22 protein-coding genes and 3 pseudogenes are annotated in these 25,427 nt (G+C 56.1%); 21 read left to right on the top strand and 4 right to left on the bottom strand.

Annotated elements, in window-relative coordinates; genetic code table 11:
• Positions 1-528: 528 nt before the first annotated feature.
• A pseudogene (locus tag AC2FFD_RS21590) lies at positions 529-816 on the bottom strand (IS110 family transposase); the annotation flags it as partial.
• A gap of 270 nt (positions 817-1,086) precedes the next feature.
• Between AC2FFD_RS21590 and AC2FFD_RS21585 the strand changes: the two are divergent.
• From AC2FFD_RS21585 to AC2FFD_RS21575, 3 genes are all read left to right on the top strand, one after another.
• Positions 1,087-2,955: a sigma-54-dependent Fis family transcriptional regulator gene (locus AC2FFD_RS21585; protein WP_496874113.1), complete on the top strand. Its 1,869-nt coding sequence runs from the start codon at positions 1,087-1,089 to the stop codon at positions 2,953-2,955.
• Between the two features lie 167 nt (positions 2,956-3,122).
• Positions 3,123-4,382, top strand: coding sequence for a PQQ-dependent sugar dehydrogenase (locus AC2FFD_RS21580; RefSeq protein WP_496874112.1), 1,260 nt, complete (start codon positions 3,123-3,125; stop codon positions 4,380-4,382).
• Positions 4,379-4,975 (top strand): c-type cytochrome, encoded by a 597-nt coding sequence (locus AC2FFD_RS21575; protein ID WP_496874111.1) that lies wholly within the window; start codon positions 4,379-4,381, stop codon positions 4,973-4,975. Before AC2FFD_RS21580 ends, AC2FFD_RS21575 begins: the two co-directional genes overlap by 4 nt.
• Before the next feature lie 205 nt (positions 4,976-5,180).
• On the opposite strand, the gene AC2FFD_RS21570 is transcribed toward AC2FFD_RS21575, so the two are convergent.
• Positions 5,181-5,834 (bottom strand): GntR family transcriptional regulator, encoded by a 654-nt coding sequence (locus AC2FFD_RS21570; RefSeq protein WP_496874110.1) that lies wholly within the window; start codon positions 5,832-5,834, stop codon positions 5,181-5,183.
• 157 nt (positions 5,835-5,991) lie between these two features.
• On the opposite strand from AC2FFD_RS21570, the gene AC2FFD_RS21565 reads away from it, so the two are divergent.
• From AC2FFD_RS21565 to AC2FFD_RS21495, 15 genes are all read left to right on the top strand, one after another.
• Complete coding sequence (locus tag AC2FFD_RS21565; protein WP_496874109.1) at positions 5,992-6,975, top strand: TRAP transporter substrate-binding protein; 984 nt, start codon at positions 5,992-5,994, stop codon at positions 6,973-6,975.
• Positions 6,976-7,041: 66 nt separating this feature from the next.
• A complete protein-coding gene (locus tag AC2FFD_RS21560) occupies positions 7,042-7,605 on the top strand; it encodes a TRAP transporter small permease (protein ID WP_496874108.1) in 564 nt (187 codons plus the stop codon).
• On the top strand, positions 7,602-8,882 hold the full coding sequence (locus tag AC2FFD_RS21555) for a TRAP transporter large permease (RefSeq protein ID WP_496874107.1): 1,281 nt from the start codon (positions 7,602-7,604) through the stop codon (positions 8,880-8,882). The genes AC2FFD_RS21560 and AC2FFD_RS21555 overlap by 4 nt, the downstream gene beginning before the upstream one ends.
• On the top strand, positions 8,879-9,895 hold the full coding sequence (locus AC2FFD_RS21550) for a 4-hydroxythreonine-4-phosphate dehydrogenase PdxA (protein ID WP_496874106.1): 1,017 nt from the start codon (positions 8,879-8,881) through the stop codon (positions 9,893-9,895). The genes AC2FFD_RS21555 and AC2FFD_RS21550 overlap by 4 nt, the downstream gene beginning before the upstream one ends.
• 14 nt (positions 9,896-9,909) lie before the next feature.
• Positions 9,910-11,085, top strand: a complete 1,176-nt coding sequence (locus tag AC2FFD_RS21545) for an L-rhamnonate dehydratase (RefSeq protein ID WP_496874105.1) — start codon at positions 9,910-9,912, stop codon at positions 11,083-11,085.
• Positions 11,082-11,990, top strand: a complete 909-nt coding sequence (locus AC2FFD_RS21540) for a dihydrodipicolinate synthase family protein (protein WP_496874104.1) — start codon at positions 11,082-11,084, stop codon at positions 11,988-11,990. The genes AC2FFD_RS21545 and AC2FFD_RS21540 overlap by 4 nt, the downstream gene beginning before the upstream one ends.
• Before the next feature lie 2 nt (positions 11,991-11,992).
• Complete coding sequence (locus AC2FFD_RS21535; RefSeq protein ID WP_496874103.1) at positions 11,993-13,504, top strand: aldehyde dehydrogenase (NADP(+)); 1,512 nt, start codon at positions 11,993-11,995, stop codon at positions 13,502-13,504.
• Positions 13,505-13,567: 63 nt separating this feature from the next.
• Positions 13,568-14,521, top strand: coding sequence for a tripartite tricarboxylate transporter substrate binding protein (locus AC2FFD_RS21530; protein WP_496874102.1), 954 nt, complete (start codon positions 13,568-13,570; stop codon positions 14,519-14,521).
• Positions 14,522-14,579: 58 nt separating this feature from the next.
• On the top strand, positions 14,580-15,038 hold the full coding sequence (locus AC2FFD_RS21525; protein ID WP_496874101.1) for a tripartite tricarboxylate transporter TctB family protein: 459 nt from the start codon (positions 14,580-14,582) through the stop codon (positions 15,036-15,038).
• On the top strand, positions 15,035-16,519 hold the full coding sequence (locus AC2FFD_RS21520; RefSeq protein ID WP_496874100.1) for a tripartite tricarboxylate transporter permease: 1,485 nt from the start codon (positions 15,035-15,037) through the stop codon (positions 16,517-16,519). Before AC2FFD_RS21525 ends, AC2FFD_RS21520 begins: the two co-directional genes overlap by 4 nt.
• Positions 16,516-17,406 (top strand): amidohydrolase family protein, encoded by an 891-nt coding sequence (locus tag AC2FFD_RS21515; protein ID WP_496874099.1) that lies wholly within the window; start codon positions 16,516-16,518, stop codon positions 17,404-17,406. Before AC2FFD_RS21520 ends, AC2FFD_RS21515 begins: the two co-directional genes overlap by 4 nt.
• 24 nt (positions 17,407-17,430) lie before the next feature.
• Positions 17,431-18,417: a TRAP transporter substrate-binding protein gene (locus AC2FFD_RS21510; RefSeq protein ID WP_496874098.1), complete on the top strand. Its 987-nt coding sequence runs from the start codon at positions 17,431-17,433 to the stop codon at positions 18,415-18,417.
• Positions 18,418-18,873, top strand: a complete 456-nt coding sequence (locus AC2FFD_RS21505; protein ID WP_496874097.1) for a TRAP transporter small permease — start codon at positions 18,418-18,420, stop codon at positions 18,871-18,873.
• The gene (locus tag AC2FFD_RS21500; protein ID WP_496874096.1) at positions 18,873-20,159 is read left to right on the top strand and encodes a TRAP transporter large permease; all 1,287 of its coding nucleotides are present in this window, start codon (positions 18,873-18,875) and stop codon (positions 20,157-20,159) included. Before AC2FFD_RS21505 ends, AC2FFD_RS21500 begins: the two co-directional genes overlap by 1 nt.
• A gap of 3 nt (positions 20,160-20,162) precedes the next feature.
• Positions 20,163-20,858, top strand: a complete 696-nt coding sequence (locus AC2FFD_RS21495; protein ID WP_496874095.1) for a cyclase family protein — start codon at positions 20,163-20,165, stop codon at positions 20,856-20,858.
• Between the two features lie 275 nt (positions 20,859-21,133).
• On the opposite strand, the pseudogene AC2FFD_RS21490 reads toward AC2FFD_RS21495, so the two are convergent.
• Both AC2FFD_RS21490 and AC2FFD_RS21485 read right to left on the bottom strand, forming a co-directional pair.
• Positions 21,134-21,436, bottom strand: a pseudogene (locus AC2FFD_RS21490) (IS6 family transposase); the annotation flags it as partial.
• 70 nt (positions 21,437-21,506) lie between these two features.
• A pseudogene (locus AC2FFD_RS21485) lies at positions 21,507-21,578 on the bottom strand (IS6 family transposase); the annotation flags it as partial.
• Positions 21,579-21,742: 164 nt separating this feature from the next.
• Here AC2FFD_RS21485 and AC2FFD_RS21480 point away from each other — a divergent pair.
• The 3 genes from AC2FFD_RS21480 to AC2FFD_RS21470 are packed head-to-tail and all read left to right on the top strand — an operon-like array spanning position 21,743 to position 25,240.
• The gene (locus tag AC2FFD_RS21480; protein WP_088635665.1) at positions 21,743-23,371 is read left to right on the top strand and encodes a TnsB C-terminal domain-containing protein; all 1,629 of its coding nucleotides are present in this window, start codon (positions 21,743-21,745) and stop codon (positions 23,369-23,371) included.
• Positions 23,349-24,206, top strand: a complete 858-nt coding sequence (locus AC2FFD_RS21475) for a TniB family NTP-binding protein (RefSeq protein WP_493574937.1) — start codon at positions 23,349-23,351, stop codon at positions 24,204-24,206. Before AC2FFD_RS21480 ends, AC2FFD_RS21475 begins: the two co-directional genes overlap by 23 nt.
• The gene (locus AC2FFD_RS21470; RefSeq protein WP_496874094.1) at positions 24,203-25,240 is read left to right on the top strand and encodes a TniQ family protein; all 1,038 of its coding nucleotides are present in this window, start codon (positions 24,203-24,205) and stop codon (positions 25,238-25,240) included. Before AC2FFD_RS21475 ends, AC2FFD_RS21470 begins: the two co-directional genes overlap by 4 nt.
• The last annotated feature ends 187 nt before the right edge of the window (positions 25,241-25,427 follow it).

The raw sequence follows: 25,427 nt of genomic DNA, 5'->3' as shown, positions 1-25,427 counted from the left end.
GCCTTCAACACCATGTTTTATATAGGAAATATAATGGTCAGGACAGCGAAATCAGCGCCTTACTTGGGAAATGTGGGATTGGATAATGTCTACAAGAGGCGTCAAGCTATTGGTTGTAGACCCATCAAAGGCATTTGTTCCACTTGTAGAGTTTGGATTCTCAGGGTCAAACCAGGCTTCAGCGATTGTCCCGCCTGGATACCGGATAACATTATTTACAACACTCTCAACCACGGCTTCGTAATCGGATTGCGATGAGCCATTTACGTCATCTCTTGTAAAGAGATGATTGAGACCAAAGTGTGCTCCATTTACCAGTACAGTATCTGATGTGCTGGCATAAGTAAAAGTGGAACTAGGCATTTATAACCTCTTTTGATATTCAAATCTTGAAGTGCTTAGATTGTACTTAATATATTTTATACGGGTTTATTGCCATGGAGCTACTGTAAAATCTGGTTTCCAACAGATCATCTCGAGATGGGAATCGGTTTGGGCCAAGCACGCCTGGAATATCCCTCGCCAGCCCGCCGCTGCATTGGCCGTATCATTCTTCTGACGTTTGACAAGTGGCTTCACATAGGCTGGCGGGATCAACCGCACATCATGGCCCAGCTTGTCGATCTCATGGCCCCAGTAATGCGCTCCGCCGCGGGCTTCCATCGCAACCACGCAAGGCGATAACTTCTCGAAGTACGCGAGCACCTGGGCGCGCCGTAATTTCTTACGCAGAACGACCCGACCCACATCCTCCGCGCCGTGAACCTGAAATACACTCTTGGCTAGATCGAGCCCGACAGTAACAACATCTGACATAACCGCCCCCTTTTGTAGATATCCAAGACCCCACCATGGCACATCGAAGCCGTCGGAGGGCGGTTACAGCATCAGTCCCCCTGCCAGAATTAATGCGATGTTCATGTGATCCAACCAGGCCCTGTTTGCGACGCTCGGACAGCATGAAATCCAACGTTTGCCCATGTTTTTCGATTGCCCGGGGTAGTGTCCAGAAACTGAACAATTGTCCAAAAGTCTTGTGTGACGAATCATAATCCCCTTAGTTTATTCCACCGCTGGGAGGACGGGATGATGAAAGCTGTTTTGCAGGCCAGATCGCTGTTGGAGAACAATGGAACGGTGTCACCTGCACTACTGGGCCGTGATATTTCCGAGAGTTGGCAACGATGTCTGTCATCAGGTCTCAACCCAAATCGCCGTTCAGAAAGCGCAATTTTAGACGTCTCGAAACTCTATGAAATAAAACAGAAGTTCGAGCGTTGCCTCAGCATTGCACGTCCCGAAATGGAAATGCTGGGAGAGCAGGTCAGCGGACACAATTATCTTGTCGCCTTTGGGGCCCCCGACGGCACGGTATTGGATACGATAACCGATACCGAAGCAGCGCAAACGGCCATAGCTCAGGCGATCATTCCCGGGTCCGTTTGGATCGAGGGCCTACGGGGTACAAATGCCCTTGGGCTTGTGGCCAAGCTTGGCAAACGAATATCGGTCTTGGGCCCCGAGCACTATTTTGATGAAAATAGTGACATCTCTTGCACAGCCGCCCCGGTCTTTGATGGCGCAGGTGATATCGCCGGTATCCTTGATGTCACCGCTCCATCATCTAGCCGAGAATCGCTTACGGCGACGCTTGTTAATCTTGCGGCTGTGAATGTTTCCAACCGGTTGTTTGTAGAGGATCATCGCAACGATTTGATCGTTCTTTGCCATCCCCGCGCCGAATACCTACCGACCCAAAGCGCAGGGATGCTGGCCTTTGATGCCGACGGGCGATTGACCGGTGCCAACACCGTCGCCCGCAATCTGCTTCCGGGGTGCTCAACACGTAGTGATGTGCTTTTCAGCGACATTTTTCTGGATGGGTTTGGGCACGTCATTGATCGGATCAAGCTCGGCGCTATCGCGCGGCTCAAAGATCGCCAAGGGGCAAGCGTTTTTGTGCGACTGCGCCCGACACGTCGATCCCGCGGCAATCGTTGGGAGAACACAACGAAAACTGTCTCGGTTCCGGTCGTTCATTCGGTCCCTCGCAACACGAGTACACAGCCTGCTTACACGATTTTTGAAGACGAATTTCTAAACCATCACATACAGATAAGTGCCAATGCCGCCAAGGCTGGCTTGCCGGTGCGGATAGTCGGAGCTTCTGGCAGTGGGCTAAGCGAAATAGCGCAGGCCATTCACAGAAATCTGGACACAGATGCGAATTCTATCGTGATAGATTGCTCGATGATCGAAAAGACCCTGCTTGATTTCGCGTTGCGCGGCCATGTTTCGGGATGCGACCTCCCGGTTTTGGGTCCGCTCCTTGAGACACCCGACGAGGCAATCTTGGTTTTGGATGGGATCGAAGCGCTTGGTGCATCCGGCGAAGCGGTCGTAAAACGCATTCACCACCAATTGGGACAATTGGCCCATGGCGCAGAACACGGCAATCGTTGGTGCCTTATTGGAATAGAGCGCCAAACCATAAGCGACCAACGGCGCGAGCACGGTACAATGAACCCTGATAGCGGGTTTTGGGGGCATGCATTCGTTGTCCCGCCTGTGGTGGAGCGGTCTGATTTATCAGTGTTGATTGCGCATTTTTTGTCCGAAATCGCGCCCGGAACCAGTGTTGACGAAGACGTTATCGATGGGATCAGGAGCATTGGCGAAACATTTACGTTTTATTCCTTGCGCCGCTTGTTGTTTCAATTGACACGCGGGTGCAAAAACGTCCGGATTAGTCGGAAAGACCTTCAGGACGTGTTGTCTTGGCTGTCACCCAAACACGATGTCTGCCCCGCATGTCGGGGCAATTTGGCGCGCGAAGCGAAATGCCGTCAGATGCGCACAACAGTGAGGGAATGTGGTGGCAATGTGAGCCTCGCGGCACGGCATCTTGGGGTTTCTCGAACTACAATCTACAAGCATTTGGAGGTTGGCCAATAGCGTATAAAGTAACCCAAGCGTCCCGCGCCTAGCCGGATCAACTTCACCTTACCGAGTCTTTGAGTTTCGACACTCCAACACATTGTTTGGGAGTTCCAATAGGCATGCCCGATCCGGTAAAATTCCGGGCTCGGCGCTGTCGTTTCACGCCAGAGGAGGAGACAGCCGTGAACAAATATTTAGCAACCATCGCCGCCCTTGCCCTTGGGGCCACCGGTGCGCTTGCCCAAGGGGCCGACGTCCCGGACAACTTGGAAAAACTGTCCAATTTCCAAAGCACCGGGGCCACTGATTTCACCTATATTGAACAAACCGGTGATTATGCGGACGGCATTCATGCCATTTTGGACAAGATCACCCTTCCCGAAGGGTTCAAGATCGAACTCTATGCCGTGGTTCCCGATGCCCGCAATATCGCCGTTGGCCCCCAAGGCGTCGTGACCTTTGTTGGCACCCGAAAGGACAAGGTGTGGTCTGTCACAGATCGCAACAAAGATCGCGTCGCCGATGAGGTTAAGGATTTCGCCCCGTCGCTGTCCTTTTCGATTCCCAATGGCCCGTGCTTTTCCAAGGACGGTTTCCTATACATTGCTGAACAGAACCGGGTCTTGTTGTTCCCTGCCGCCGAATATTTCTATGAAAGCGCTGATGTCGCGGCCTTTAATCTTGTCGCCAAAGGGGCGCTCATTCCGGTTGAGGAAGAGAGCTATAACCACACCGCGCGCGTTTGCAAAATCGGCCCGGATGACAAGATCTATATCTCGCTCGGACAGCCCTTCAATGTCGCCCCGGCTGAAAAGCTCGACCTGTACAATGAATGGGGTATCGGCGGTATGATCCGCATGAACCGCGATGGCACGGATCGGGAAGTCTATACCTACGGCATCCGCAATTCGGTTGGGCATGACTTTCATCCCGAAACTGGCGAGCTTTGGTTCACTGACAACCAAGTCGACGGTATGGGGGATGACATTCCACCGGGGGAAATCAACCGCCAGACCAAGGCTGGCCAAAACTTTGGCGCACCCTGGTTTGGTGGCGGAGAGGTGCGTACCAATGAATATGCCGACGTAACTCCCCCCGAAGGTATCATCCACCCGGTCGTGGAAACTGTGGCCCACGCCGCCGATCTTGGCATGACCTTTTACACTGGGAAGTCTTTTCCCGAGGAGTACAAAAACGCGATTTTCTCGGCCCAGCATGGGTCATGGAACCGCACCACTCCGGTTGGCGCACGTGTGATGGTAACAACCATTGATGCGGACGGAAATGCGACGATCAAACCCTTTGCTGAAGGGTGGGTTGACGAGAACGGCGAATATCTTGGCCGTCCAGTTGATGTGGCAATGTTGCGCGATGGATCGCTTTTGGTGTCCGACGATCTAGCCGGAGCGTTGTATCGGATTTCCTATGAGGGTGTCGAATGAACCGATTGATCGTTTTGTTGCTGGGCGGAGTTTACTTCGCCCAGCCGGTATTGGCAGAGAACATTGAATATCTGGCTGGCGACCGCATGGCTGGCAAAGCGGTTTCGCGCCAATGCCAGACCTGCCATGGAAAAGACGGCATAGCCAAAATGCCCATCGCCCCCAATATCGGTGGGGAATCCGCACGTTATATAGCACGGCAGCTAATCGCATTCCGTGATGGCGAGCGTTATCACGAGATGATGTCGGTCGTCTCCAGGGGGCTGACCGATCAGGCCATCGCCGATGTTGCTGCGTGGTATGCCGGGCACGCCGCTAGTGCGCGCCTTGTTGCACCTGAACAGGAAGCAAACGCTCCGGATGCCTGTACCGGTTGTCATGGTGTTGCCGGCATTGGTGTGTCGGACGATGTTCCCAACCTCGCTGGGGAAACTGTCATGTATATCGACACGCAGCTCAAGGCGTTTAGGACGGGCAAGCGTATACATGAGATCATGAGTGTGGTGGCTGAGGAGCTGAGCGATCAAGACATCCGTGCCGCCGCCGAATGGTATGCAGCAACCAAACTGGAGATTGCAGTCGAACCAAACTGAGAACCGCGCCGGTCTTGAATGTGATCAAGGATGGCGCTTTAAAAACGCCCCGGTTTCAAATTGGGCAGTTCTTGCATAATAGGGGTCACTTAGGAAAAGTGACATTATTGACCGGTACACGCGGACGAACGGAGAACTTATGCGGCATCTGACCATTGGTCAGACCCACGCCGGACAGGGTAGGGTGCCCAGCGTTGGTGTTAGGCTAAATACTGTCTTTTACCCGCTCCCAGGTTTTGCCGAGATGGTCTGCCATAGCGGTTCCCAGGCGTTTGCCATCCCGGTCCACTAGGGCTCGTACCATTTCCTCGTGATCTGCCACCGCGCCGGCCCAGGAGTCAGGCTCTTGGTTTCCAATATAGCGAATACGCTTCAGTCTGGCCTGAATGTTTGCCTGCATCTCTTGAAGAGTTTCGTTCTTGGACAATTCGGCCAGTCGCGAGTGAAACTCCTGATTCATCTTGTAATATGGCATTCTTTCGCGGGTGCGATAGCAGTCCATCATACTGTTATGTAGATCAACTAGTGCTGCGATCTCTTGGTCGCTGGCCCGTTCGCAGGCGAGCTCACCTGCCAGCATTTCCAGGTTGGCAAGCACTTCCAGCATGGAAAACACATCCTCCGGGGTCAGCTTTCGTACAATGCTTCCCTTCGAGGGCCGTACAATCACCAGGCCCTCGGCTGCGAGTGTACGCAGAGCCTCCCGGAACGGGGTCCTTGACACGCCCAGTTCTTCGATCAGATGCGCTTCGTCGATTCGGCTTCCAGGCTCCAAGGTGCCTTCGATAATCAGATCACGCACCCGGCACACCACCTGATCGTGCAACGAACGATTGGTAATAGCTATCGACGCTACCATCTTTTAAACCTCTGTTTTTGTTATCTTTAAAGTGTCTCATCCAGTCGGTCTCCATAGTAATCAGAAAAAGCTTGCCCGTCCATACTTTCTACAGGTATACAAAATACATTACTCGGAAATGCGATATGCAATCCGATAGGGAGAGAGGAAATCATCAATGAACGTATTGCGAATTGGCATCTCTGCAGGGTTGACTGCCTGTACATTGTCGCTGACCGCCGCGCCCGTTTCGGCCGAGACCTTTATTGTTGCGGTGGGTGCGGCGTCGAATAGTCTTCAGGGCCGCAGCGCCGCCAAATTTGCCGAAGATCTTGGGGCCGAACTGGGTGATGCGCATACCGTCGAATTTTATGCCGACGGCCAGTTGGGTGACGAAAAGGAATTGATGCAGAAATTGCGGTTGGGCACTGTGCAATTTACTCTTGTGTCTTCGATCATGACCAACGTTGCACCGGAATTTGCGCTGTTTGACATGCCATTTCTGGTGCAGGATCGCGCCCATTTGAAAGCAATCGACGAAGAGATCGTTCAAAAGCAACTGGCGCCTAAGGCCGAAAGTTCCGGGTTGAAAGTTCTGTCGACTTGGGAAAACGGGTTTCGCCAAATCACCAACAACACTCGCCCGATCAATACGCCCGCTGATCTGGAAGGGCTGAAAATTCGCACGCCTTCCTCTGAATGGCGTGTCGCGATGTTCAAAGAGTGGGGCGCCAACCCGACGCCGATGTCATTCTCCGAGGTTTTCGTGGCCTTGCAGACAGGTACGATGGACGGACAGGAAAACCCGCTGACCAACATCACCGGCGCAAATTTTCAGGAAGTGCAAAAGCATCTGAGTTTGACCGGACACGTCTACTCGCCCACCTATCTGACCACCGGGATTGACACGTGGAACGGGCTGTCAGACGACGTGAAATCTGCCGCCATTTCGGTTGCAGCCAAGGTGCAAGATTGGTCCCTGGCCGAAGGCGAAGCCGCTGACAATGAGCTGGTGGAAAAAGTCGAGGCCGCCGGTATGGAAGTTAATACTGCAGACAAAAAGGCCTTCATCGCGGCCTCAGCGCCGATCTACCAGGCCTTTGCCGAAAAGGTGGATGGCGGTGCCGAGCTGGTGAGCAGTGCTCAGGCTTTAGCCGAATAACAACCAACATCGCGCCGGCCCCGGGAGTTCCGGGCCGGCTACTCTGAGCCAAGAGGAATATTCGTGATGATCGCGAAGTTCGAACGGGTGATCCTTTGGGTCATCGAAACAATCTGCCTTGCTCTTTTGGTCGCTCTCGCCCTCTCTGTCATATATTCGACGACGATGCGCTACTTGGGCTCCTCGCCGACCTGGTATGATGAGATCGCCAGTGTCCTACTGGCCTGGCTTACCTATTTCGGCGCAACTTATGCACTGTTTCTGCGCCAACACATGAGCTTTGGCGGCATCGTCGCTGCTCTGCCTAGACAGGCCGCGATGGCCCTGGCGCTGGTATCCGAAATTTTGATGATCGGCTTTTTCGCAGTCGTAGCATGGTATGGGAATGCGGTGCTGGCCGTGGCCAAATGGGATTCACTGCTTTCCATTCGCTGGATGACACTCGACATCGTGCAATCCGTAATACCGATCACCGCCGTTCTGATGATCCTGGGCACACTGTTGACCATGCCGCGCACGTTACGTCGGGCAGCTGCCGGGGTTGATGCCGAACATGCGGAAATCGAACAGGCCATAGCCGAGGCCGAACACGAGAACGCAGCCATGGCTGGAAAGGGTGCTCTGAAATGATCCTTCTAGGAACAACGGCCTCTCTGATCGGACTTATCCTTATCAACGTGCCCATTGCAGTCGCCATTGGTATCGTTGCGCTTGGCGGTCTGTTGCTGACACCGGGCGGCGCCACTCTTTATGACATGGCCATCGCACTCTATTCCGGCGCAACATCTTTTCCGCTGATCGCCATTCCGCTGTTCATTCTTGCGGGTAACCTGATGAATACCTCGGGCATATCCGTTAGGCTGATCAATTTCGTCAGCGCACTAATCGGGTTCGTCCGCGGTGGATTGGGCATGGTGAATATCGGCGTTTCGATGGTCTTTGCCGAGATCTCGGGTTCGGCCGTGGCCGATGTTGCAGCGACAGGCACGGTCCTCATCCCCGAGATGAAAAAACGTGGCTATTCTCGTACGCTTGCGGCTGCCATCACCTCGTCTTCGGCCTCACTTGCCATCATCATACCGCCGTCGATTCCGATGATCCTCTACGGTGCGATTGCCGAAACCTCGGTTTTGAAACTATTCGTGGCCGGAGTGGTCCCGGGTGTATTGGGCGCCGTCCTGTTGATGACGGTTACCTACTTCTTGGCTGTGCGCTATGATCTACCGCGTGCCGAAGGGTTCGATCTCGCCCATGTCTGGCATACCTTCAAAGAGGCGCTCTGGGCTCTGATGATGCCTGTCATCATCCTTGGTGGGATCTTCTCAGGCCTGGTAACCGCGACCGAAGGAGCCGGGCTGGCTGTTCTGGCAGCGTTGGTTATCGGCATCTTGATCTACCGCGACCTCGATGTTTTCCGCCTGCGCAAGGTCATGCTCGAAGGGATAAGTCAAACTGGCGTCGTCATGCTGCTGGTTGCCACCTCCGCAGCGCTAGGTCTGTTCCTGACGCAGGCTCAGGTTCCGCAGCAACTGGCCCAGCAGATTACCGAGCTAACAACCAACCCGTTGATCGTGCTGGCGCTTCTCAATCTGCTTTTGCTGGTGCTGGGTATGTTCCTGCACGGTGCCGCCGCGATTATCCTCGTTGTTCCGGTGGTAATGCCGTTGGTCACCGCGGTGGGGATTGATCCCGTTCATTTCGGCATCATGGTCACGCTCAACCTCGCCATAGGTCAGCAAACGCCGCCAGTCGCCTCGGTTTTGATCACGTCGTGCTCAATCGCCAAGGCAGGCATCTGGGAAACATCACGTACCAATCTGCCCTTTATCGGTGTTCTCGCCTTCATTCTGCTGCTGGTCACTTATGTGCCGCAGGTATCTCTCGCTCTTACAGGGTTCATCCAATGACCGATCCAAAACCACGTCTAGCCATCATTCCCGGCGATCCATCGGGTATCGGTCCGGAACTGATCGTGCGGCTGCTGCATGAAGAAGGCGTCCAAGATGCTGCCAATATTGTGCTGGTCGGAGATGATCACGTCTGGAAACAGGGGGCCGAACAAGCCGGGTTACCAGTCGAACTGACCGAGATCGCGGAATCAGAGATTGACGGCCAGACGGGGCTCGCTTGGCTGCCGATGCAGACGATCGACCCCGAGGACATCAAAATCTCAACGGTTACGGTCGCGGGTGGGGCCTGCAGTCTGCGCTGCCTCGACAAGGCGCTGGATCTGGCGCTGACCGGCAAAGTTGACGGAGTGCTGTTTGGCCCCTTCAACAAAGCCGCGCTAACCGGGGCCGGGCTGAATGCCGAAGACGAACACCGCTATATGGCGCGCTACATCGGTTTTCACGGATACCACAGTGAAATCAATGTTCTGGGCGATCTGATGACCACCCGTGTCACCAGCCATATCGGCCTGCGCGACGTCGCCGAACGGATCACCCCCGAGGCGGTGGAGAAGGCCATTGGCCTTGCCGAGGAGACGCTGAGGCGCACTGGAAACGACCGGCCACATATCGCCGTGGCTGCGCTCAATCCGCATGCGGGTGATAATGGAAAATTCGGTCGCGAAGAAATCGACATATTACAACCGGTGATCGACGCGGCGCAGGAGCAACAGAAGAACGTGACCGGCCCTTGGCCGTCGGACACGGTGTTCCTGAAGGCGCAGCGGGGCGAGGTCGACGCAGTCGTTACCATGTATCACGACCAGGGTCAGATCGCTATCAAACTGATGGGGTTTGACCGTGGTGTGACTGTAGCGGGCGGCTTGCCGATCCCCGTCGCAACCCCGGCCCATGGCACGGCTTTCGACATCGCTGGACAAAATAAAGCCAATGTCGGCGCCACGCTACAAGCTTTTAACCTGCTCACCCGAATGGCCCAAAATCATCGCGCGAACCGCGCGACAACCTGAGAAAGCTAATCGATATGACGAAGATCAAATCTATCCGCACACGGGTCTGGAACTGGACCGGTCCTACAGTTCCACCGACGGGCAATTTCTGCACCAATGCCTCGGATGCCTTGTGGATGAAAGGCGACGCCATGGCGTCCTTCCGTTTTCATCAATGGCTGACTGTCGAGGTCGAAACCGATGACGGCACTATCGGCATCGGCAATGCCGCGCTGGCTCCGGGCGTGGTCAAAAAGGCCATCGATGATTGGTACGCGCCGTTGGTGATTGGCGAAGACCCCTTTGACTATGCCTATATTTGGGAAAAGATGTACCGCCGCACTCATGCTTGGGGTCGTAAGGGCATCGGTATGACTGCGATTTCTGCCATCGACATCGCGATCTGGGACCTGATGGGCAAATTGGTGGGCAAACCAGTGTTCAAGTTGCTGGGCGGGCGCACCAAGGAAAAGATCCCTGTCTATTACTCCAAGCTTTACGCCGGTCCGGTAGAGGCGATGCAGGCCGAGGCCGAAGAGGCCATGAAGAACGGTTACACCGCCTATAAATCCCGCTTTGGCTTTGGCCCCAAGGACGGCATGCTTGGCATGCGCGAGAACCTGAAACGGGTTGAGGCGCTGCGCGAGGTGATCGGCTATGACAACGACCTGATGCTTGAATGCTACATGGGTTGGAACCTTGATTATGCCAAGCGCATGCTGCCCAAGCTGGCAAAATACGAACCCCGCTGGCTGGAAGAGCCGGTCATTGCTGATGACGTCGAAGGGTATGCCGAGCTCAACGCGATGAACATCGTGCCGATCTCTGGTGGCGAGCATGAATTCAGCATTATCGGCTGCGCCGATCTGATCCGTAAAAAAGCCGTCAGCGTCCTCCAGTATGACACCAACCGGGTGGGCGGTATCACTGCAGCGCAGAAGATCAACGCCATTGCCGAAGCCGCCCAGATCCCCGTCATTCCTCATGCTGGGCAGGCGCACAATTACCACCTGACAATGGCCAATGCGAATTGCCCAATCTCGGAGTACTTCCCGGTGTTTGATGTCGAAGTCGGCAATGAGCTGTTCTACTACATCTTCGAAGGCGACCCCGAGGCGGTGGATGGTTTCCTGCAACTGGATGATAACAAGCCCGGTTTGGGGATCGAGATCACCGACAAACACCTCAAGCATTTCGAGGTGATCGAATGAGCTGGACAGGAATCTGGCCCGTCGCACCCACACCGTTCAACGAAGATGGTACACTTGACCTCGACGGCATGAAACGGGTGCTCGACTGCCTGATCGACCAGGATGCAGATGGAATCTGTATACTGGCAAATTTTTCAGAACAGTTCCTGATCGCCGACGATGAGCGCGCAACCCTCACCCGGCTGTGTCTTGAACATGTCGCGGGTCGCGTGCCGGTGATTGTGACGATAAGCCACTACGCCACACAAATCGCGGTGGATCGCGCACGTTTTGCCAAGGAATTGGGTGCCGACGCGGTGATGATGATGCCGCCCTATCACGGTGCCTTGCTCAAGGGCACGGCCGAACAAACGTTCGAGCAGTTCGCAGCGGTGGGTGCGGTCGGCATTCCGATCATGGTACAGGACGCGCCGCTTTCCGGTGTTGATCTTCCGGTGCCGCTTCTGGTGCACATGGCCCAAGAGATCGATATGGTGAAACTCTTCAAGATCGAATGCCCCCGCGCCGCCAACAAGTTACGCGCATTGATCGCCGAAGGCGGTGATGTCATCGAGGCACCGTTTGATGGCGAAGAGGCTATCACCCTTCTGGCCGATCTGGATGCCGGGGCGACGGGCTCAATGACCAGTGGCATGATCGTCGATCAGATCAAGCCCGTGATCACGAAGTACCGAACAGGCGACAAGGCCGGTGCGACCGAGGCCTATGGCCGTGTGGCAATGGCGATAAACCACGAGAACCGGCAGTGCGGCTGGCAAAGCTGCAAGGCGGCGATGGTCGAGGGGGGGGTGATCCGTTCCGAATTTTGCCGCCACCCGATCCCCCCACTACATCCCGACATCCGGTCCCGGATGATTGACCTATTGAAACCACTGGACCCGCTGGTCCTGAAATGGGGAAAATGAGAATGCCTTTTGTTCCGAATGGCAAGCATTTGGTTGCTGGCGAATGGCTGGCAAGTGCCACCACATTCAAATCCGAGCCCGCACAAGGCGAAGCGTATGAATTCGGCGTTGGTACACCTGATTTGGTCGACCGGGCCTGTGTAGCCGCAGAAGAAGCGTTTTGGAGCTACAGTGCGCTCGACCGAACTGCCCGGTCCGATTTCCTGAACGCGATCGCTGATGAGATCGAAGCGCGCGGGGCCGACATCACTGAGATTGGAACTTCCGAGACCGGATTGCCTCCGGCCCGGCTGGAGGGAGAACGGGGAAGAACCACCGGGCAGCTTCGTTTGTTCGCGGATCACATCCGCAAAGGGACCTATCTCGACCGGCGCCATGACAAGGCGTTACCGGACCGCGCTCCCTTACCGCGACCCGAACTGCGCATGACGCAACGGCCCATCGGGCCGGTGGCCGTCTTTGGCGCTTCCAACTTCCCGCTGGCCTTTTCCACTGCGGGCGGTGACACGGCAGCGGCACTGGCGGCTGGCTGTCCGGTGGTGGTCAAAGGACACTCGGCCCACCCAGGAACCGGAGAAATCGTGGCTCAGGCCATCGATGCAGCTATCCGTAAATGCGATATCCACCCAGGTGTATTTTCCCTGATTCAGGGCGGAAAACGCGACGTAGGCCAGGCTTTGGTTCAACACCCGCTGATCAACGCGGTCGGTTTCACCGGGTCTCTTGGCGGTGGCCGGGCACTTTTCGACCTCTGCGCTCAGCGGCCCACACCAATTCCGTTTTTCGGGGAACTTGGGTCAGTAAATCCGATGTTTGTCCTGCCCGGCGCGGCCAAGGCCCGGGGCAGAGCTTTGGGTGAAGGCTGGGCTGCTTCCTTGACCATGGGTGCGGGGCAGTTCTGTACCAAACCCGGCATTGCGGTCGTACCATCTGGTTCAGAAGGCGATGCGTTCGTCTCTGCCACAGCCGAAGCATTGAACGGGATACAAACCCAATGCATGCTAACCGATGGTATTGCGCAAGCCTACAAAGATGGCAAATCCCGCATGGAACGACGCAATGCGGTCAGGCCTGTACTGACAACCGTTTCCGAGGGCCGTAACGCCAATCCCAACCTCTTTGAAGCCGATTTGTCCGACTTTCTGCAAAACCAGGCATTGGGCGAGGAGGTCTTTGGCCCGCTCGGCCTCGTGGTGCGCGTGTCAGGCGAGGACGACATGGTAACGCTTGCAAAAGGGTTCGAAGGGCAGCTCACGGCGACCTTGCAGATGGACGAGCCTGACACCGAACTGGCGCAGCGTCTTGTTCCCGTGCTCGAACGTAAAGCGGGCAGGGTGCTGGTTAATGGCTTTCCCACAGGTGTGGAGGTCAGTGATGCCATGGTTCACGGCGGACCTTACCCGGCTTCGACAAATTTTGGCGCGACGTCTGTTGGCACCCTGTCGATCCGCCGTTTTCTGCGCCCGGTCTGTTACCAGAATGTCCCCGACGCGCTGATGCCAAACGACTCTTGATTAAAGGTGCCCGCTCCGGGAGGGGGCGGGCACGGCCAAATACCGAACGGGAGGAAACTTACAATGAAATTAGCAACGAAACTGGGCGTGGCTGCAATTGCCTCGCTCGCCGCATCCGCAGCACTTGCCGAATATCCAGAACGCCCGGTGACGATTGTCGTGCCTTGGGGCGCAGGCGGTGGCACCGACACGATTATCCGCATCTTTGCGGTGGGATTCGAGGAAGCGCTAGGCCAGCCAATAAATGTGGTCAACCGCACCGGCGGCTCAGGTGTTGTGGGCCACTCGGTCATCGCCAATTCCCGCGCGGACGGTTACACGCTAGGGGCATGCACCTCGGAAATCACCTATTTCGAAACCGTAGGTCTGGCCCCGATCAACCCAGACAGCTTTACGTTGATTTCGCGTCTGGCCGAAATTCCGGCAGGTGTGACCGTCGCCGCAGGCAGCCCCTATACCACCGCCCAAGAAGTCATTGATGCCGCAAAGGAGGGCGAATTAACCGCCTCTGGTTCGGGTATCGGTGGCCCTTGGCATATGGCAGCTGCCGGTATGATGCAGGCCGCAGACGCCCAAGTTGACAGCCTGCGCTTTATCCCGTCGCAAGGCGGCGCCCCGGCACTGCAGGATTTGTTAGCCGGCGGGATCTCGGTCTTTACCGGTTCTCCGATCGAAGCCCGTGCCCTGGCGGATGCCGGCGAGGTCGAGATTCTTGCCGTTATGGCCAATGAACGTTCGCCCGCCTTTCCAGACGTGCCAACCCTGAAAGAAACCGGCACCGATTGGTCGATGACCAACTGGTTCTCGCTGTGCGCACCTTCGGGTCTGCCCGAAGAGGTTGCAATCAAAGTCGAAGAGGCGGCGCGCGTCGCACACGGGTCTGCCGCTGTGCAAGACGCCCTCGCGCAACGCGGCATTACGCCTGTGTTCGACGGTTCGCAAGGGTTCATGGCATTTGCCAACGGTTTTTCTCAAGACGCCCGATCCTTGCTGAGCGACCTCGGCTTGGCTCAGTAACACGGGAGCGGAATACCTGGGCCCCTTTTGTCGGGCTCAGGTGTCCCGTTGACAGGATATGAAAATCAATGATCGATTGATCGGCCTACTGGCCATTCTAGGGGGGCTCGCCGTCATCACGGGGACCTTGGGTTTCCGCGAGGTTCCGGGCCAGCAATTCGGATCGGCCTTTTTTCCGCGCCTGTTGGGCGCAGCGTTGATCCTTTGCGGAGTCGCTTTTGTTGCCACGGCGACAAACGGTCCGCTGTTGCGTATCGGAGAGATACTAAAGGGCCGTTCCGGACTTAAGATCGCTACAGTTCTGACCGCCGTGATTGGTTGGATTCTTGTCTCGCCTCTTTTGGGCTTCATTCTGACCACTTCCTTACTGATTGCCGCCCTGGCACTGCTTGCTGGCGGAAAACTGGTCCCTTCGGCTGCAACCGGGCTGGGAATGGCGGTCATCCTGTTCTTGATCTTCGGGCAGTTGCTGCGCGTGCCCTTGCCATTGGGTGTTATCGAAAGTGTACTGTCATGAGCGCGCTCCTGTCAGCTATCGAACTGGTCGCGCAGCCTGATGTCATTGGGACCATCGTTGTCGCTAGCCTTTTGGGCATCGTTTTGGGGGCGATCCCCGGTCTGACTGCGGTGATGGGAGTAGCTCTGCTTATTCCAATCACCTATTTCATGGATCCTGTTCCGGCCATCGCGGCCATCGCAGCGCTTGCTGCCATGGCGATTTTTGCCGGTGACATTCCCGGTACCCTATTGCGTATTCCCGGAACGCCGGCTTCGGCGGCCTATGTCGAAGATGGATATGCCATGTCCAAGTCCGGCCGCCCTGAACGCGCCCTTGGCCTATCCATGGTCTCTGCCTGCTTTGGCGGGGTTGTGGGGGTGCTGCTCTTGATGACCATGGCGCCACTGCTGGCACGCTTTGCGACCAATTTTTCTTCTGTTGAATATTTCTGGTTGGCCTTGTTGGGGTTGACCTGTGCGGCCATCATTTCGGCCGGTTCGGCGCTCAAGGGCGTTTTGTCACTGATGTTCGGCCTTTGGATCGCGACTATTGGGATAGATGCCGTTGCAGGGCAACCGCGCTTTACCTTCGGCTCGATTGAATTGATGGGTGGGGTCAGCTTCATCCCTGCGATGATCGGCATGTTCGCTCTGCCGGAAGTGCTCAAGAACATCACCGCTAGGGCCACACGCCAAGAGCCACCGGCCATGGGCCCGATCTTTCCGGGTCTCGGGGGCGCATTACGTCATCGCTGGCGCAACCTGTTGCGCGGTAGTGTGACCGGATCAATTATTGGTGCGCTACCCGGCGCCGGGGCCGATATTGCCGCCTGGGTTGCATATGCCATGGCCAAACGCCAGTCCAAGACCCCTGAGGCCTTTGGGAAAGGTCATGACGAAGGGCTTATCGAGGCTGGCGCGGCCAATAATGGCGGGCTGTCGGGCGCCTGGGTTCCCACGCTGGTTTTTGGCATCCCCGGCGACAGTATCACCGCCATTGTTATCGGGGTTCTGTATCTCAAAGGGCTGGAGCCCGGGCCGATCATCTTCGTCAAATCACCCGAGCTCGTCTATGCGATCTTCATTGCCTTCCTGCTGGCCAATCTGCTTCTGATCCCGTTCGGCTGGGCCATCATCAAGCTGTCGCGCAATCTACTGCGGTTGAAGCCCTGCTACTTTGCCCCGGTGGTATTGGCATGTTGCATTGTCGGCAGCTTCGCTATCAACAATTCGGCCTTTGGGGTGTTGACCATGTTGGTCTTCGGTCTTGTTGGTTGGCTGTTCGAGGAAAATGATATTCCACTTGCGCCGGCCATTCTGGGCATCGTGCTGGGCGGGATGCTGGAATTCAATTTCGTGACCTCCATGCTCAAGTCGCAAGGTGCCATCCTGATCTTCTTTTCACGGCCGGTTGCCTTGGTGCTAGGTCTTGTTGTCGCCGCCATCTGGTTGGTTCCCCTGCTACGTTATATTCGCAAGTCAAAGGACGTTCGCGCATGAAGATCATAGACGCGCATCATCATTTCTGGGACCCCGCCGCAAATTATCATCCATGGCTGCGCGATGAACCGATGATCCCCTTTCGTTATGGTGATTATTCTTCGATCCGTGGTCGGTTTATGACCGAAGAATACGATCGTGAAAGCACCGGCTGGGATGTTGTGGCAACTGTCACGATGGAAGGCGAATGGGATCCTTCCGACCCAACAGGTGAGGCGATCTGGATGCAGCGGGTTCAGGATGAAACCGGTCGGCCGGCAGCGCATGTCGCACAGGCCTGGTTGGACCGTGAAGATCTTGGCCAGGTGTTGGAAGCCTATAATGCGCTGCCCGTCGTGCGTTCAGTTCGTCATAAACCGCGTGCGAATGCCGCACCGGGCGGGCCGCAAGGCGGGATGATGGACCCGGCATTTCGCAATGGATTTGCCCGGTTGGCTGATTATGGGCTGGCGTTCGATCTGCAGACTCCGTGGTGGCATCTTTCCGAAGCTATGGACCTTGCAGCCTTCGCGCCGGAAGTGCCCATCATATTGAACCATGCGGGGCTCCCTTCAGACCGATCGAAGCAGGGGCTGGAGAACTGGCAAAAGACCATGACAGCTTTTGCCTCATTGCCCCAGACATATGTAAAGATTTCAGGTCTCGGATTGCCGGGTCGTCCTTGGTCGCTCGCCGATAACCGCGCGATCATTCGCTTTTGCATCGATACTTTCGGCCCTGAACGCGCGATGTTTGCATCGAATTTCCCCGTCGACGGGCTTTGCGGTTCGTTCGATACGATATTCTCGGCCTTTGATGCGGCGACTGGCGACCTGTCCGACAAGGACCGGCAGGCCTTGTTCCGGGGCACTGCCGAAACCGTTTACAGCCTTTCCATAACGACTTAACCGGAGCTTTCGAGGGAGGACCCCATGCTCAGAAGAACTTTCATCACCGCAGCGACCCTAGTCGGGTTGATCGCAGCACCCTTTGCCGCTCAGGCGGCCGAGACCCTGCGCTTTGCCCATTATGCCAACCCCACTGACACCGCCCACAAGGCGGCAGAGCTGTTCAAGGCGCGGGTTGAAGAGTTGACAGGAGGCGAGCTGGAGCTCTCGCTTCATCCGGCGGGCGAGCTTGGAAATTCGCCCACCATGTTGCAGGGTGCGCGCCTGGGAACGATCGACATCGTTCTGGTCGGCAACCCCTATTTCACGGCCTTTGCACCTCAGGTAAATCTGCTTGATCTGCCCTTCCTGTTCCAGTCCGCGGACCACGCCTATGCGACCATGGACGGCGAAGTGGGCCAGACGCTTATGTCGTCGATCAACAAATCCAACCTGCAAGGGCTGGCTTTTTGGGAGGTTGGCTTTCGCGACTTGACCAACAACACCCGCCCGGTCGTTGAACCGGCTGACGTCGAAGGGTTGAAATTGCGAACGACGCCTAACCCTGCCCATATCGAGGCATTCAGGATCCTTGGTGCCAACCCTGCACCCATGCCTTTCGCCGAGGTCTATTCCGCGCTGCAAACCGGCACAATCGATGGGCAGGAAAATCCGGTTAACCATATCTATACGTCAAAACTGCATGAAGTTCAAAAACACCTCTCGTTAACTTCACATGCCTATACGGCAGCGCCGTTGGTGATGAATTTCGGCCGGTTTTCGCGCTTGACCGAAGATCAACAAGCAGCCGTAAAGACCGCAGCGCTGGAGGCCGCGGCTTATGAGAGGGAGCTCAACGCCGAAGAATCCGCGACCAGCCTGCAGGCTATGAAGGATGCCGGTGTACAGGTCGTCGAAACACCTAATGTTGCGGCTTTCCGTGCCGCCGTAGCCGAGCAAACACGGGCCGCTTACATCGACCAGTTCGGCGATGAGCTGCTAATCAAGGTCGATGCCTTGGCAGGCCAATAAATGCTTGGCCGGATCGAGACCATCGCGGCGCGCTTTTGGCGCGTCGTGACCGGAGGCCTGATGTTGGCGGTCACTCTGATTACGCTGGCACAGGTCTTTTCACGGTACGTCCTGAATTCATCGCTAATCTGGGGGGAAGAACTGACCCGGTTTCTATATGTCTGGCTGTTGTTGATTGCGGCAGCCGGTGCAAGTCATATGCGGATCGGGCTACTCGCTGACAACCCTCGTCTGAAACAACCGCTTGGTGTTTTTGCGGCGATCATTGGAGCACTGACTTTGATCTTCGTGATGTGGGGTGGCTGGAGGCTACAAGCCATGTTTGCCTTTGACCGCTACACGACACTGAACTTGTCCAAAACCTGGTATTTCACTGGCGCTATCGCCGGCGGTGCCATCTGGGCGCTATCAATCCTGTGGCGGGCTTTTCACCGCGATGAAAAGGACGATACCTGATGGAAATTCTCATCCTGATCGGCGTCATGTTGGGCCTTGCACTCTTGGGGGTGCATCTTGTCTTTGCCATCCTTATTGCCTCGACTACAACGTTGCTCGTCTATCGTCCGGGCATTCCGCTCGAAGTTGTGACACAGTTGTTCCTGGCGGGCATCGACAACTTCCTTCTGTTGGCCGTCGGCTTTTTCTTTCTTGCAGGAGAACTCATGAATCGCGGCGGTGTCACTCGGCGCATCATCGATTTCTCTTCGGCTTGTGTTGGTCATGTGCGTGGCGGATTGGGTCATGTAAATGTGGTTTCGTCGATTTTCTTCTCAGGCATATCTGGTTCGGCAGTGGCCGATACTGCCGCGGTGGGATCGGTGTTGATACCCGCTATGGAAAAAGCAGGATTTTCCCGAGGCTTTGCAGCCGCGATCACCCAAACGTCCAGTGTGATTGGTCCTATTATTCCGCCGTCGATCCCGATGATCGTGTATGCGGTTCTGGCCCAGCAGTCGGTGGGCGAGATGTTTCTCGCCGGTATCGTGCCGGGCCTTGTCGTCGGTCTCTGCTTGATGGGTGTCGTCTATGTCATCGCCTTGCGGCGCGGTTACCCAGCCAAGGTCTGGCCCGGGTTTGCCGTGGTTCTGCAGTCCGCCTTGGGTGCAGCGGTCGCATTGCTGACACCGATTATTATTCTGGGCGGTATTCTGAGCGGCATTATGACCGCAACCGAAGCTGGTGCCGTCGCCTCTGCCTACGCGTTTCTGGTCGGAAAATTCTGGTTCCGTGAGCTTGACTGGCGCGATTGCGGCCTTGCCCTTGTCGATGCGGCCAAGGGCACGTCCACCGTATTGGTTATCGTGGGCGCTTCGTCACTATTTGCCTGGATTGTGGCTGATCTTCAAATTTCTGCCAAGGCTTCGGAAATGATTTTCGACATCACCCGAAACCCTTTCTGGGTGCTCGTATTGGTGATGATCTTTACCCTGCTGATAGGGTTGTTCATGGATCCATTGGCTGGGCTGGTCATTATCGTGCCTGTATTCCTGCCAACGATGCAGGAAATCGGAGTGGACCCGATCCATTTCGGGGTGCTGGTTGTACTGAATCTGATGATTGGTCTGACGACTCCACCGGTTGGGTATCTGATTTATCTGTCGGCCTACATCGCCAATGAACGGCCCGAAGTTGTCATACGCGAAAGCCTGCCTTTCCTGGCAGCTCTGGTCGCGGCATTGTTGATCTGTCTGGTGTTTCCGGCGGTCGTAACCACCTTACCTGCGTATTATTCGGGAGGCTAACCTATGAAACTTGTCGATCTTTCGATGCCTATCGAAACGGGACATTTCCGCTGGCCAGTGACCCGGAGTAAGACAGGTGACTTCGATCAGGGAAACCTGTTCGAAGTCACCTCGATTGCGACCACCTGTCATGGGTTCACGCATATGGATGCCCCCAGCCATATGGTGCCGGGCGGGGATACATTGGATGAGTTGGACCTCGCCCGAGTCGTCGGGCCTGCGGCCGTGATCGACCTGAGCGATATCGCCCCAAATGAGGAAATCACTGACCAACATCTGGAAGCTGCGGCATCCCATTTGCGATTGGGTGAAATTGCGTTGTTTCGAACCTGTTGGGACGAACAACGTGACTGGCGAGGTGAGTCCTACTGGCGCGACGCGCCGTGGTTGGCAGCCTCTGCATGTAAATGGCTTTTGGAGCGCCAGCCAACCGCTATCGCCTTCGACTTTCCCCAAGACTGGACGATCCGGCGTATTCTTGATGGCGAAATGCGACCGATCGAAGAACATGTTTCGCACGATATCCTGTTGCGCAACGGAATTACGCTGATTGAGTATCTCGTGGGGACAGTGGCGATCACGGATAGTCGAGTATATCTTTGTGCGCTGCCAATTCACATTCCGGGTGCCGATGGTGCGCCCGCCCGGGTCGTCGCGCTTTGCGGAAAAGATGCACCTTGGGGACAACTGTCTCGTTAATTGACCATTCGCGACAAACTTCGATATTTGAGATTGATCACGCCGTGTAGATTACGTTTCAAACATCATCTTCTTACGGGGACCACGTTTTGAACATCTCCGTCGAATTCCCACGGGCGATAGATACGGAACTTGGATTTCAGGAATTCGACGAAGACACGCAGGTTCGGTGCCATGCCTCGATGCGGCTGGAAGACGATGTTGAAGTCCACTGAAGGTCCGCGAGATTCAGGCAAGACCGTTGGCAAAGGTACTGGGTCTTTTCGACTGATTGCCGAGTCCATGCCGCGCCAAAGCCAGTGTTTCTTGCCCCGAATTGGGATAACGACTTCGTCAAGATGCCATTTGTCGTTGGGACGAGGGCGATCGCGCCGGATGCAATTTGCGAAATGCGCACCAAATTGATTGATCCACAACCGGATCGCCTCGCGGCTGACAATCACACCCCGTTCAGCCAGAAGGTCTTCGACGTCAGAGGTGCTTATTGCGAAGCGGTGGTAAGCCCAAACAGCGTAAGCGATGATCTCGCGAGGGAAACGGAAGCCTTTCAGGCGCGGCATACTGGTTGAGATATTCATAGCGCCGCAATAGCGTGATCATATCGGCAAAACAACTTGGCGATGCCGCATCAATAGTTATCCCGCGTTACGCCAGAAGATCACGGACATCGCGGTAAGAGAGTGGGTATCTGCAATACCAGCGAACCGCTAGAAGTGTCACTGTACCCTAATTAATCAGAATCCGGCCTGAAATTGCCCCGTGAAATCAATGGCGGTTTGTACCTTTAATTTTCATATTGTACCGTTAATTAGCATACTGTGCCCTTAATTGCCGTACGGTCTGAGTTGTGGATAAGTGTCGACCTATTGGGGAGGGGGATTTGCGTGGTAAACGAGCGTCTTGCGAAACACCGTGCGGCGGTTCTTCGGCCGATCCTGGAGCTTGAGAAGAGAGGTGAGCCGATCAGCGCGGCTATCGGAGATGCCGCTTGGGAACTGGGCTTGGCGAAAAGCCACACATGGTCGCTCTACCGACGTCTGAGAGAGAACGATGCACGTGCCACGGCGTTGGAGTTGGACCGTCGCGGGCCGAAACCGGGATCGAAACGGATTGCTGAAGACGTCGAAATCATCATCGATGAGAGCCTGCGAAGATACTATCTGGTCCGCGAGCGCTCGAGCTTTCTTCGCATCTGGCGCGAGATCCGTGCCGAATGCGAGGCGAAGGGGTTTCAGCCCCCGACCCGGAGAACGGTCAAGGCACGTCTAGACGCTATGGATAAGCGAGAGGTCTTCCGGAAACGGCGCGGAGCAGAGGCGGCTGACAAGGTCTTTGCCGCGCGTCCTGGCCGACTTGAAGTTTCAGCCCCGCTGGAAGTCGTTCAGATCGATCATACAACTTCGGACATCACGTTGGTCGATCACGTCAATCGACGGCCGCTTGCGCGCCCCTATCTGACGGTGGCCATCGACGTCGCGAGCCGGATCGTTCTCGGGGTCCATGTCACTTTCGATGAGCCATCTGTCTTGTCGATCGCCTTGTGTCTCGATCACTGTGTGCGCCGGAAATCGGTGCACGTCCCTGGAACACTGGAAGAGGTGATTTGGCCGACGGCCGGCATTCCTAAGGCGATCCACGTCGACAATGCGCAGGAGTTCCACAGTGACGCCTTTAGAATGGCCTGCGAAGATTGGGGCATTACTGTCGAGTATCGTCCGCTTGGCGGCAAACACTATGGCGGTCATGTCGAACGGCTGATCGGAACGACCATGGGTGCCGTTCATGTGCTGCCCGGGACTACGCATTCCTCAATCGTCGAGAAGGGCGACTATGACAGTGAGAAGCATGCGGCCCTGACACTGATCGAGTTTGAGGATTGGCTTCATCTGGAAATCTGCCGATACCACAATACGGTTCACGAAGCTCTCGGACGAACGCCGCTTGCGGCATGGGCGGACATGGGCGGGGATACTGCGGGACGGCAGGTCGTCGACATAGAAGCCTTTCGGACAAGCTTCCTGCCATTCGAGTGGCGCCAGCTCGGACGCACTGGGATCACGCTTTTCGGGGTCAATTACTGGAGTGATGCCTTCGCGTCGTTGGTCGGACGCGGGCAGGGTAAGGTACAGGTGAAATACGATCCGCGAGACTTGTCGCAGATCTGGGTCATCACCGATGATGGCCGCGTGATCTCGGCCCGGTACCGGGATCTCAGCCACCCGCGTATATCGCTTTGGGAAAGTCGGCGGGCGCGGAAAGAATGGCATGATAAACATGGTGGCCGGATCAACGAGCGGGTCCTATTCCAATTGATTGACGCGCAGCGACGGCTGGCTGAGGCAGCGCGCCAAAAGACGCGGACTGCCCGGTTGGAAGACGAAAGAGGTGCTCGGCTTCCCCGGCACCAACCGCGCCGCGATCCATCGCGCGAAATGTTCGCGATTGATACAGGCAACCCTGATCTGCCAACCTATGAGATTGATGAGTTTAATGACCCCAGAAGAAAGAATTGACCGTATCCGCGGCGATCATTGGATCGCGTTCGACCGTGCCACGATTGTTCTCAACCGATTGACCTCCCTTATGGAAATGCCGCAACAGAGCCGGATGCCTGGCCTGATGGTCTATGGTAGCTCCGGCATCGGTAAGACGATGATCGCCAAACGCATGGCCAGCAAGTATCCGACGCAGTACAATGCCGAACTGGGCGTCACGAAGACACCCATCCTGCTGGTTCAGGCGCCGCCCGCGCCGGATGAGCGCCGGTTCTATCAACACATCCTGTCGACGATCGGGGCGCCGATGTGGGGGCGTCACACGGTGTCCGAGCTTGAGGTGCGCGCGCTAAGCCATCTTCGGGACATGGACCTGAAGATGCTGATGATCGACGAAGTGCATAACCTGCTTGCCGGCAGTTACCGGGAGCAACGACGGTTCCTGAACATGCTACGGTTTCTGTCCAACGATCTCTGCGCGTCGCTTGTCGTTTTCGGTGTCAACGAGGCCCTCGAGGCCGTCCGCGGTGACGACCAACTGGCCCGTCGGCTGGACGAACACTACCTGCCGCTCTGGGAAGACGACGTAGAGTTCTCCCGTCTGATCCAGACGTTGATCGCCGCGATGGCGCTCGAACAGCGGTCTGGCCTGACGGTCGCGTCGCTTCGGACGATCCTGAAGGTGACCGGCGGTGTCACATCGCGCGTGTTCATCATGATCAAGTCTTTGGCCATAGAAGCGATCGAGACAGGTGAGGAGCGGATCACCGACGAGGCGGTTCAGTCCTGGCAGCCGGTCTGGGCAAAGCATGCCTGGAACATCCCTCGCCAACCCGCCGCAGCATTCGGGTGACCGTCAGACCGCTACCGTTTCGACCGCCGCCTGCACGCGATGAGCTTCTGTCCAGCTGGATCGGGCGATTGGCGAAGGCCAATCACTGCTCCGCTGAAGAACTTTGCGGCTATCTTGGTTTGGGGCAGGGCAGGGTGCCGGAGCGTATCAACGATCTCGGACAGGTAGACTGGGCCCGCCTCTGCTCGGCAGTTCAACTGACCCGGCATGAGATTGCGGCCATGACCCTTCCGGATGCGACGCAACACGGCGTACAATACGTGTCGTGGCATGACTTCCAGTATTGTCCGAGGTGTGTTGAGAAAATACCCGATCTGGTGCTTCGCCATTGGCGCTTGGCGTGGTCGATTACCTGCGAAACTTGCGGTCAGGCTCTGGCAACCAATTATCCAGCCAAAGATGTGTCAGGCAGACTTCGTGCTCGAGCTTTGTGCGGCGTGGAAGCCCTAAAGACGGCTGTCGCCACGAACAATCGCGCGCGGTTGCGCCGGGTGGATTTGACCATGCATCTCATGGCAGTTCTGGAGATCGGGAACCTGAGGGCGCTCACATCGGGGAACGAGCGCGAAAGGTTAATGGCGCTTGCCGCAGTTGGTGTTAGCGTGACTCGTCCCGTTTTGGGTGCTGCCATCATTCTACGTGGAAACGAACGGATGGTCTTTGAGTTGCGCCGCGCCTTTCCTCAACATCGTCGGGTGATTGAGCAGGCCCGTGGGTTGTCGCAGGACCTTGGCCAGCGGTTTCCTGGGCGGCGGAAAACAGAGCATCCGACCAGGAAGACGCATGGAACGAGCCCCCCAAGTGCATCCGTGAGCGCTCTGCAGGCAGCTCGTCAGGCCATATCCGAACTTGGCGCCGGCGCAAACCGTGAAGCGCTTCTGACCCGCGCCGATGCAATCTGGAAAAGCTCAGATGGTGGGGTCTGCTCCGGTAGGGGGCAGGATAGTACGTTAAGCGAACTGAGCCTTGGTACAACGAGCGGCGAAATCACCCAAAGATCCCACAATACCAAATGCTGCAAGTTGAACGAATAGCAGCGTTTCAACTGCAGACCTTGGATCGTAACAATTTAGCGGTGCTACAAAACCAGATCATCGTAGTTAGGCTCATGGTGAGGGGTGGTACTCTGAGCTATAGAGCAGTTTTGCAAATCCAGGCTTCAAACGCCGCGACGGCAGTGGTTGGCTCTTTGTTGGAGAGCCGCGTGATCCAATACCGTCC

It is taken from the genome of Ruegeria sp. YTSC002 (assembly GCF_059609845.1).
Note: the sequence above shows the minus strand (reverse complement) of the source record. Positions and strands in the feature narration are given on the sequence as shown.

Coding starts and splice junctions, on each gene's coding strand:
- AC2FFD_RS21585 (WP_496874113.1), top strand. CDS start 1,087: ATGATGAAAGCTGTTTTGCAGGCCAGATCGCTGTTGGAGAACAATGGA.
- AC2FFD_RS21575 (WP_496874111.1), top strand. CDS start 4,379: ATGAACCGATTGATCGTTTTGTTGCTGGGCGGAGTTTACTTCGCCCAG.
- AC2FFD_RS21570 (WP_496874110.1), bottom strand. CDS start 5,834: ATGGTAGCGTCGATAGCTATTACCAATCGTTCGTTGCACGATCAGGTG.
- AC2FFD_RS21565 (WP_496874109.1), top strand. CDS start 5,992: ATGAACGTATTGCGAATTGGCATCTCTGCAGGGTTGACTGCCTGTACA.
- AC2FFD_RS21560 (WP_496874108.1), top strand. CDS start 7,042: ATGATCGCGAAGTTCGAACGGGTGATCCTTTGGGTCATCGAAACAATC.
- AC2FFD_RS21555 (WP_496874107.1), top strand. CDS start 7,602: ATGATCCTTCTAGGAACAACGGCCTCTCTGATCGGACTTATCCTTATC.
- AC2FFD_RS21550 (WP_496874106.1), top strand. CDS start 8,879: ATGACCGATCCAAAACCACGTCTAGCCATCATTCCCGGCGATCCATCG.
- AC2FFD_RS21545 (WP_496874105.1), top strand. CDS start 9,910: ATGACGAAGATCAAATCTATCCGCACACGGGTCTGGAACTGGACCGGT.
- AC2FFD_RS21540 (WP_496874104.1), top strand. CDS start 11,082: ATGAGCTGGACAGGAATCTGGCCCGTCGCACCCACACCGTTCAACGAA.
- AC2FFD_RS21535 (WP_496874103.1), top strand. CDS start 11,993: ATGCCTTTTGTTCCGAATGGCAAGCATTTGGTTGCTGGCGAATGGCTG.
- AC2FFD_RS21530 (WP_496874102.1), top strand. CDS start 13,568: ATGAAATTAGCAACGAAACTGGGCGTGGCTGCAATTGCCTCGCTCGCC.
- AC2FFD_RS21525 (WP_496874101.1), top strand. CDS start 14,580: ATGAAAATCAATGATCGATTGATCGGCCTACTGGCCATTCTAGGGGGG.
- AC2FFD_RS21520 (WP_496874100.1), top strand. CDS start 15,035: ATGAGCGCGCTCCTGTCAGCTATCGAACTGGTCGCGCAGCCTGATGTC.
- AC2FFD_RS21515 (WP_496874099.1), top strand. CDS start 16,516: ATGAAGATCATAGACGCGCATCATCATTTCTGGGACCCCGCCGCAAAT.
- AC2FFD_RS21510 (WP_496874098.1), top strand. CDS start 17,431: ATGCTCAGAAGAACTTTCATCACCGCAGCGACCCTAGTCGGGTTGATC.
- AC2FFD_RS21505 (WP_496874097.1), top strand. CDS start 18,418: ATGCTTGGCCGGATCGAGACCATCGCGGCGCGCTTTTGGCGCGTCGTG.
- AC2FFD_RS21500 (WP_496874096.1), top strand. CDS start 18,873: ATGGAAATTCTCATCCTGATCGGCGTCATGTTGGGCCTTGCACTCTTG.
- AC2FFD_RS21495 (WP_496874095.1), top strand. CDS start 20,163: ATGAAACTTGTCGATCTTTCGATGCCTATCGAAACGGGACATTTCCGC.
- AC2FFD_RS21475 (WP_493574937.1), top strand. CDS start 23,349: ATGACCCCAGAAGAAAGAATTGACCGTATCCGCGGCGATCATTGGATC.